The 7,287-nt window shown below is 40.8% G+C and carries 5 protein-coding genes and 1 pseudogene; 1 reads left to right on the top strand and 5 read right to left on the bottom strand.

The features are described from left to right. Positions 1-44: 44 nt before the first annotated feature. From PN499_RS01995 to PN499_RS01980, 5 genes and pseudogenes are all read right to left on the bottom strand, one after another. Entirely contained in the window at positions 45-1,658 is a 1,614-nt protein-coding gene (locus PN499_RS01995; protein WP_272029966.1) for an SDR family NAD(P)-dependent oxidoreductase, read from the bottom strand. A gap of 36 nt (positions 1,659-1,694) precedes the next feature. Next, positions 1,695-1,787, bottom strand: a complete 93-nt coding sequence (locus tag PN499_RS01990) for a DUF5615 family PIN-like protein (protein WP_272029965.1) — start codon at positions 1,785-1,787, stop codon at positions 1,695-1,697. A 1-nt stretch (position 1,788) separates the two neighbouring features. Next, a pseudogene (locus tag PN499_RS29745) lies at positions 1,789-1,884 on the bottom strand (DUF433 domain-containing protein); the annotation flags it as partial. A gap of 8 nt (positions 1,885-1,892) precedes the next feature. After that, a complete protein-coding gene (locus PN499_RS01985; RefSeq protein WP_272029964.1) occupies positions 1,893-2,477 on the bottom strand; it encodes a hypothetical protein in 585 nt (194 codons plus the stop codon). After that, positions 2,474-3,754, bottom strand: a complete 1,281-nt coding sequence (locus PN499_RS01980) for an AAA family ATPase (protein WP_272029962.1) — start codon at positions 3,752-3,754, stop codon at positions 2,474-2,476. Before PN499_RS01980 ends, PN499_RS01985 begins: the two co-directional genes overlap by 4 nt. Positions 3,755-4,150: 396 nt before the next feature. Here PN499_RS01980 and pruA point away from each other — a divergent pair, with 396 nt between their 5' ends. Beyond that, positions 4,151-7,123 (top strand): L-glutamate gamma-semialdehyde dehydrogenase, encoded by a 2,973-nt coding sequence (pruA, locus tag PN499_RS01975; RefSeq protein WP_272029960.1) that lies wholly within the window; start codon positions 4,151-4,153, stop codon positions 7,121-7,123. Positions 7,124-7,287: the final 164 nt, after the last annotated feature.

The following is a 7,287-nucleotide window of genomic DNA, read 5'->3' as shown; positions in this document are numbered from 1 at the left end:
TTGGGGGGCGTTACGTAATTGGTATAACGGTTAACAGTTAACTGTTAACCGTTAACATTTAACAATAATACAGGCCGCTTATAAAAAGGGCTATAACCAGGTAGTATTTTCATCCCAGGTTGAGTAACACGCAGAGTTAATGAAAGCCTTACCTTTCCGCTACTATTGCGAAGCGATCGATGCACAATTTCCTCCGTAAAAATCACAAATTCTCCTGGTTGAAGTACAACTGGCAACGCCTGTTTTTCTAAATCGCTACCTATATCAAAAAAGTTATTTCCACTAAAAGGATCTGTGACTTTTATTGACAAATCATTGCTCATAATAGCAGTCGGTATATACTCAAATCCATTAAACTCATTAACTTCAGTAAGAGCGATATAAACATTAATACTTTTACCCACACCTTCCAAAAGCTTTGGATAAGAATCGCGATGCCAAAAAGGAATTAACTGCTGAGACGGATAATTTGCCCAAATTTCAGAACGCCATAAAATTAACTCTTCACCTAAATATTCTTTCAACTTTTGTAGTAATTGTGGATCTTGACATAAGGCCAAAATTGCAGGCGAGTCCAGATGCCTTTCCATGTGAAATTCCTTTTTAATAGTTTGGATTAGTAGCAACAATAAAGAACCAAACTCTAATTTAAACAGCAGACGAAAAAAGCTAACGATCAATAACTTTTTGGGTGGTTTGGGCAAAATATTTTGTAACGTTATTTTGGCAATATCGGCAATTTCTACTTGATTCAAAGCCAGAGAATATGGTAAGCTAATATTAGAATCATTTTCTCTTACTCTTGAAACTTTATTTTCCTGTAAATTGCCACCCGTCCACAGCAAACTACGTTCCCATAGTTCTTTAGCCAATTCAATATTTTTAGCAAGATCGGGAAGCATAATTTCCTTACCTTTGCGATCGTAAAATCTACCGCTTACACCCTCAAAAATGGGATCTATTGCAGTCGAGATTACCCCCGCAGCGCCATCTTTAAGCGAAACACCTAAACCCAAATACCGACTCAATCGGTGTCCCAAAGTAATATTAGACTGAACAAACCCCGGATGCACTGCATTAACGCTCACATTGGTATCGCTTAACCGCCGCCCTAATTCCGCAGTTAATAATAATAAACATAGCTTAGAAATAGCATAAAGTTCAAGAAAATTTAATGGAGTTTTTTTAACTAAAGAGTCCCAATTAATTGCAGTTGGTCGCAATGCTAAGTCAGAAGCTACCATCACAATTCTACTCGGCGCTGAATTTTTGAGGTTTTCCAGTAGTAAGTGAGTCAACAAAAAATGACCGAGATAGTTAGTTCCCCAAATCATCTCAAAACCTTCTTTTGTTGTACCCATATTGTTGAAAATCCCCGCATTATTGACTAATATCTGAAGAGGAAGCTGCTTTGACAAAAATAGATCGACAAATCTGCGTACCGAGTCAAGAGAAGATAAATCTAAAGGGAGAAATTCAACCTGCGGATTTCCACTTTCCCGACGGATATAATCGACAGCAATTGTGGCTTTGGCAATGGAACGACAGCCAATAAATACGCGATTTCCCAATTTTGCTAGACCTACAGCAGTCATCAGACCTATCCCAGAGTTTCCACCCGTGACGATGCAGACCTTCTGATTTTTATTCCTATCCATAATTTCCTTAGCAAAGTTTGTGTTACATATCTTAACTTAATTAGGGATGTTAACAATATCGTGACCAAAAGTTCGTAGCAATTCCACTATTACCAAAGGAAAATTTTCATCTGCATAAAGACGCGCCATTTTAATCTTCCTCATTTCTAGCGATCGCAGCTTCAATTTCTTCGGGATGCGCGTCAGCATAAGCCCAAGCATTTGCTAAATCTGCTGCACTTAAATATAATAATATCATAGATTTTCTTCTATCCAAGTATTAATTCGATTTTCTAAGTTAACAATATCTTCTGGGCAAAGTTGACGAATGCGACCATATCGTTTCGCAGCTTCTTCTGCTAGTGGTTTACGTCCTTCTCCCGGCGTATCTAATAGATTTCGCTGTTGGGCAAATGGCACAAAATAGGTTTCTTTAGGGTTGATTTCTTCACGAATCTTTTGCCAATTATACTCTTTTGGTAAATCCTGACCTGCTAGAACCCAAACCTCTATTTCTTGCCAAGCATTTTCTGCTAGGAACAACTGGCGATCTGTTAAAATCTTACTAGCTTGATTTTCAATATTTTCTAAGGCTTTTTTTCTACCTTCTTTCCCATCCCGATCTACACAAAGTAGAAATAAATCAACCATCCGATACTGATTAATAATAGCTTCCATATTTTCCCATTTGGAGGCTTCGCTGATTCCTCCCAATAGGGGATCTCGACAAATTCTTACTTTAGCCCTAGATTTACCAATAGCTTTCATCATTGCCTTAATAATTGGCTCAAGCATATATTGATCTTTGCGGAAATCTTCGGGAATTACTAAAACGTTCATTCTTCCACCTCATCATCGCTCATAAATTCCATCACATTTTCTAACCAAGCTGATTCATGCAGGTGGGCTAAATTTTGTTTTTCCAAAACTTCTTGGGCATTTGGCATATCTAAAACGCGGATAATTTGGGCATCGGGTCGATTTTCTAACCGATAGATTAATGAGACTGATTCTAAGGTTTTGGGGCTAATCAGTCTAAGTAATTGTGAAGAATGCGTAGTAGCAATAACTTGGGTTTTTCCCTGGGATACTTGGCGTTCAATCAGTTGAATTAAAAGGTGTAAGCGGGTGGGGTGAATGCCGTTATCTAGTTCTTCAAAAAAGTAGATTTTGGCTGGATCTGAACCTAGTAAAGCTGCGATCATTGCCAAAAACCGTAGGGTTCCATCTGATGCACTATAGGCCGATATTTTTTGTCCACTATCTTCTACTAAAGTGAGTAAAGTTTTACCTGTAAAATCAGTAGGAAACTCAAAATCTTTGGCATCCATTGGGGTAAGTTCTTGTATCCATTCCAGTAGCGTTTCTTTTTTTTGGGGGTCTTGACAAATATCAAGAAGTACGGATGAAAGATTTTCACCGCGATCGCCTAAAATAGTCTGTCCGGGGACAGATGGTAAACGCATCGCTTCTGGATTGAGATCCAGAAATCGCATATCATTAAATGCTTGTAAAGCAGCCTTTAATTTCCCTCTAATTGAAGTTGCTAGTATAAATCCTTCTTTTACACTAACATTTTCCATCGGTACTTTCGCTAATTGTGAAAGAATGGGTATATTGAAACTAATACTATTTGTTGAAAAGTTTCCGTATGGTTGATTACATACTTGAAAAACTTCAATAATAAAACTGTTTGTTAATTTTACTTCAAATAAACTGTATGAGTCTTCACTAAAAGTTAATCTTTCCGTAAGGAGAATTGGTGGTTTTCTCTCACTTCCCAGATTCACCTCAATCTGATAGGTGGCTTCTTGTTCCATCCCAAAATCATTAGTGATAGAAAATGTAACTTCTAAAGCAAAATTAGCACCTTGAAACGCTGTCTCTCGCGTTCCTCCCCGAAGCCCACGCCATTGTAAAACACCACCTTCTACATATTTCTCCCCCATAATTTCAGCAAGGTTATAGCCGCGAGAAATGCCGTGTAAAAACCGTAGCGCATCTCGGATATTACTTTTTCCAGACGCATTTTCTCCGATTAAAATAGTAAATTGACCGAGATGGAGTTCGGTATTTTTGAAATTTTTAAATTTTTGTAAACGTAGTTTTTTGAGCATAAATGAGATTTTTGTTATTTGATTACATTATTTTCAAAATTATTAGTTTATTATATCATTGATAACGTAGGGGCGATGCCCCCGCGATCGTCCCAAAACGAGGCAAGCATAATTATTGTAATAGCGATCGCGCCCAAAACCAACTTAAACAGGACTAACGCACTGAGGGCGAAAAATCAAAGCTTGAGATTGCTTCACTACTTTGGCACTACTACCCCGAAACCATTAACAAGAGCGATCGCGACATAACCGAATCCAGCGCATTAGTTTATCCTCTGCTACCAAGAGCGATTTTACCTTATTGCTGGTATAATTAAAATAGTCGAGCAATGGGTACTAAGCCAGACAAAACTTTACCCAACTCCCAATTCCCATCATTAATTCCTCCAGAAAGCTGTGGTTGTACAAGTATCCGATAGCACCTACGAAACTAAAACTCAGGAAATCGCCAAACAACTCCTGAGTGCTACCCAAGAGAAAAAGCGCTCCTTTTTTGGCCAATTACAAGACCAAATGCGCTGGGATGATAAATTACTAGATTGGGCGATGGCGAGTCCTGGTTTGCGAGTACAATTATTTCGCTTTATTGACTGTTTACCTGCACTCCGTAGCAAACCAGAAATTGCCCGTCACTTGCAAGAATACCTAACAGCAGAAGAGGTAGAATTGCCAGAAGCACTTAAAAAATTGCTCAATTTTGCGAATGCAGATTCAGTTCCCGGACAACTCGCAGCGACAACAGTTGCACCTGCTGTAGAAACCTTAGCGCATAAATATATTGCCGGGGAAAATATCAAGCAAATTATCAAAACTCTAGAACGACTGCGAAAGGATAAAATGGCTTTCACAGTTGACCTTTTAGGGGAAGCAGTAATTACTGAAGCTGAAGCACAATCTTATCTAGATCGCTACTTAGAATTAATGGCAGAATTGACCAATGCAGCTAAGAATTGGTCGCCTGTAGATGCGATTGATAAAGCTGATGGTGAAACTTTGCCGCGAGTTCAGGTTTCTGTTAAGTTAACGGCGTTTTATTCTCAGTTTGATCCGCTGGATGCTAAAGGAAGTCAAGAAAGAGTAAGCGATCGCATTCGCATTTTACTCCGTCGCGCTCAAGAATTGGGCGCTGCCGTACACTTCGACATGGAACAATATGCTTATAAAGACTTAACTTTAAGCATCCTCAAACAGCTATTGTTAGAAGAAGAATTTCGCAGTCGCACAGATATTGGCGTGACGATGCAAGCCTATCTGCGCGATAGTGAAGATGACTTAAATGACCTGATTTCTTGGGCGAAATTGCGCGGATTTCCCCTAACTGTGCGGTTAGTTAAAGGCGCTTACTGGGATCAGGAAACTATCTTGGCAATGCAGAAAGATTGGCCGCAGCCAGTCTATAATGATAAAGCTGCTACTGACGCAAACTTCGAGCGGATGACGCAAATATTGCTGGAAAATCACGAATATTTGTATGCAGCAATCGGCAGTCACAATGTGCGATCGCAAGCTAGAGCAATTGCTATTGCGGAAACCCTAAATATCCCCCGCCGCCGCTTTGAAATGCAGGTTTTATACGGGATGGGAGATAAGTTAGCGAAGATATTAGTCGAACGCGGCTATCGAGTGCGAGTTTATTGTCCTTACGGCGATTTACTGCCAGGAATGTCTTATTTAATTCGCCGTTTGTTAGAGAATACTGCTAACAGTTCATTCCTGCGCCAAAGTTCAGAAAATAGACCAATTGAGGAATTATTAGCCGCACCAGTTGCTAATGGGAAAGATGCCTTAGTTTACGATCGAGTTTTCCCGAATGTCGCCGATACTGATTATGCTGATGAAAAATTACGGGAAGCAGGACAAAAAGCTATGGAATCAGTGCGACAACAGTTAGGTAAAACCTATCTTCCTTTGATTAATGGGGAATATCAGACAACAACAGAAACAGTTAATTCTGTCAATCCTTCTAATCCCAGTGAAGTTATTGGTAAAATCGGATTGCTTTCCGAGGAACAAGCAAAACAAGCACTAAAAGCAGCAAAAGATGCTTTTCCAAGTTGGCGGAAAACACCAGTTAGGCAGCGTGCAGGTGTATTGCGAAAAGCCGCTGAATTAATGGAACAGCGCCGACATGAGTTATCAGGTTGGATGGTGTTTGAAGTTGGTAAACCTTTACGGGAATGCGACGGTGAAGTTTCAGAAGCTATAGATTTTTGCCGCTACTACGCCGATGAAATGGAACGGTTAGAAGATGGTAAAAATTACGATGTTGCTGGCGAAACTAACCGCTACCAATATCAACCGCGCGGGATTTCCTTAATAATTTCTCCTTGGAATTTCCCCCTCGCAATTCCGGTGGGGATGACAGTAGCATCTTTGGTTGCTGGTAATTGTACTTTGCTCAAACCAGCGGAAGTTTCATCAGTAATTGCTGCCAAAATAGCGGAAATTTTGGTTGATGCAGGTGTGCCTCAAGGCGTATTTCAATATGTCCCTTGTCGGGGTTCGTCGGTAGGTGCTTATATGGTGAAACATCCCGACGTTCAGATGATTACTTTTACTGGTTCTCAAGAAGTGGGTTGTCGCATTTATGCGGATGCTGCGATTCTGCAACCGGGACAAAAACACCTGAAGCGAGTAATCGCAGAAATGGGTGGAAAAAATGGCATCGTCGTCGATGAAAGTGCCGATTTAGATCAAGCAGTTGCAGGTGTTGTGCATTCTGCTTTTGGTTACAGCGGCCAAAAATGTTCCGCTTGTTCGCGAGTCATTGTGGTGGAATCGGTGTATAATACTTTTGTGACGCGGTTAGTAGAAGCTGCGCGATCGCTAAATATTGGCCCCGCTGAAATTCCCAGTACCCAAGTTGGCCCTGTAATTGATGCTAACGCACGCGATCGCATTCGCGAATACATCGAAAAAGGCCGCGCCGAAGCGAAAGTTGCTTTAGAGATGCCCGCACCCGATAATGGTTATTTTATCGGCCCAGTAATCTTTAGCGAAGTATCCCCCACAGCAACAATTGCCCAAGAAGAAATATTTGGCCCAGTATTATCCGTAATTCGGGCGAAAAACTTCAGCGAAGCACTAGCAATTGCTAACAGTACAAACTTCGCTTTAACTGGCGGATTATATTCTCGCACTCCTTCCCATATTGAACAGGCAAAAGCAGATTTTGAAGTCGGCAACCTGTATATAAATCGGGGAATTACTGGTGCAATTGTATCCCGGCAACCCTTTGGTGGGTTTAAGCTTTCAGGAGTGGGTTCTAAAGCAGGGGGCCCCGATTATTTACTGCAATTTCTCGAACCCCGCACTATCACAGAAAATATCCAGCGCCAAGGATTTGCACCCATAGAGGGAGTTGATTAGGCATCTCGAATAAACATTGTGGGGCAGGCATCTTGCCTGCCTTTGACTGGATTTTTCCGAGATGTCTATTAGGGAAGAAACAAGAAAGAAGGAAGAGGGAATAAATTGCAGGCATACTTCTGATGTAACGCCGCCCTCTGGGCGGTAAAGATACCGCCCAGAGG

This window comes from Kamptonema animale CS-326 (genome assembly GCF_028330895.1).
Classification (GTDB): domain Bacteria; phylum Cyanobacteriota; class Cyanobacteriia; order Cyanobacteriales; family Microcoleaceae; genus Kamptonema; species Kamptonema formosum.
Note: the sequence above shows the minus strand (reverse complement) of the source record. Positions and strands in the feature narration are given on the sequence as shown.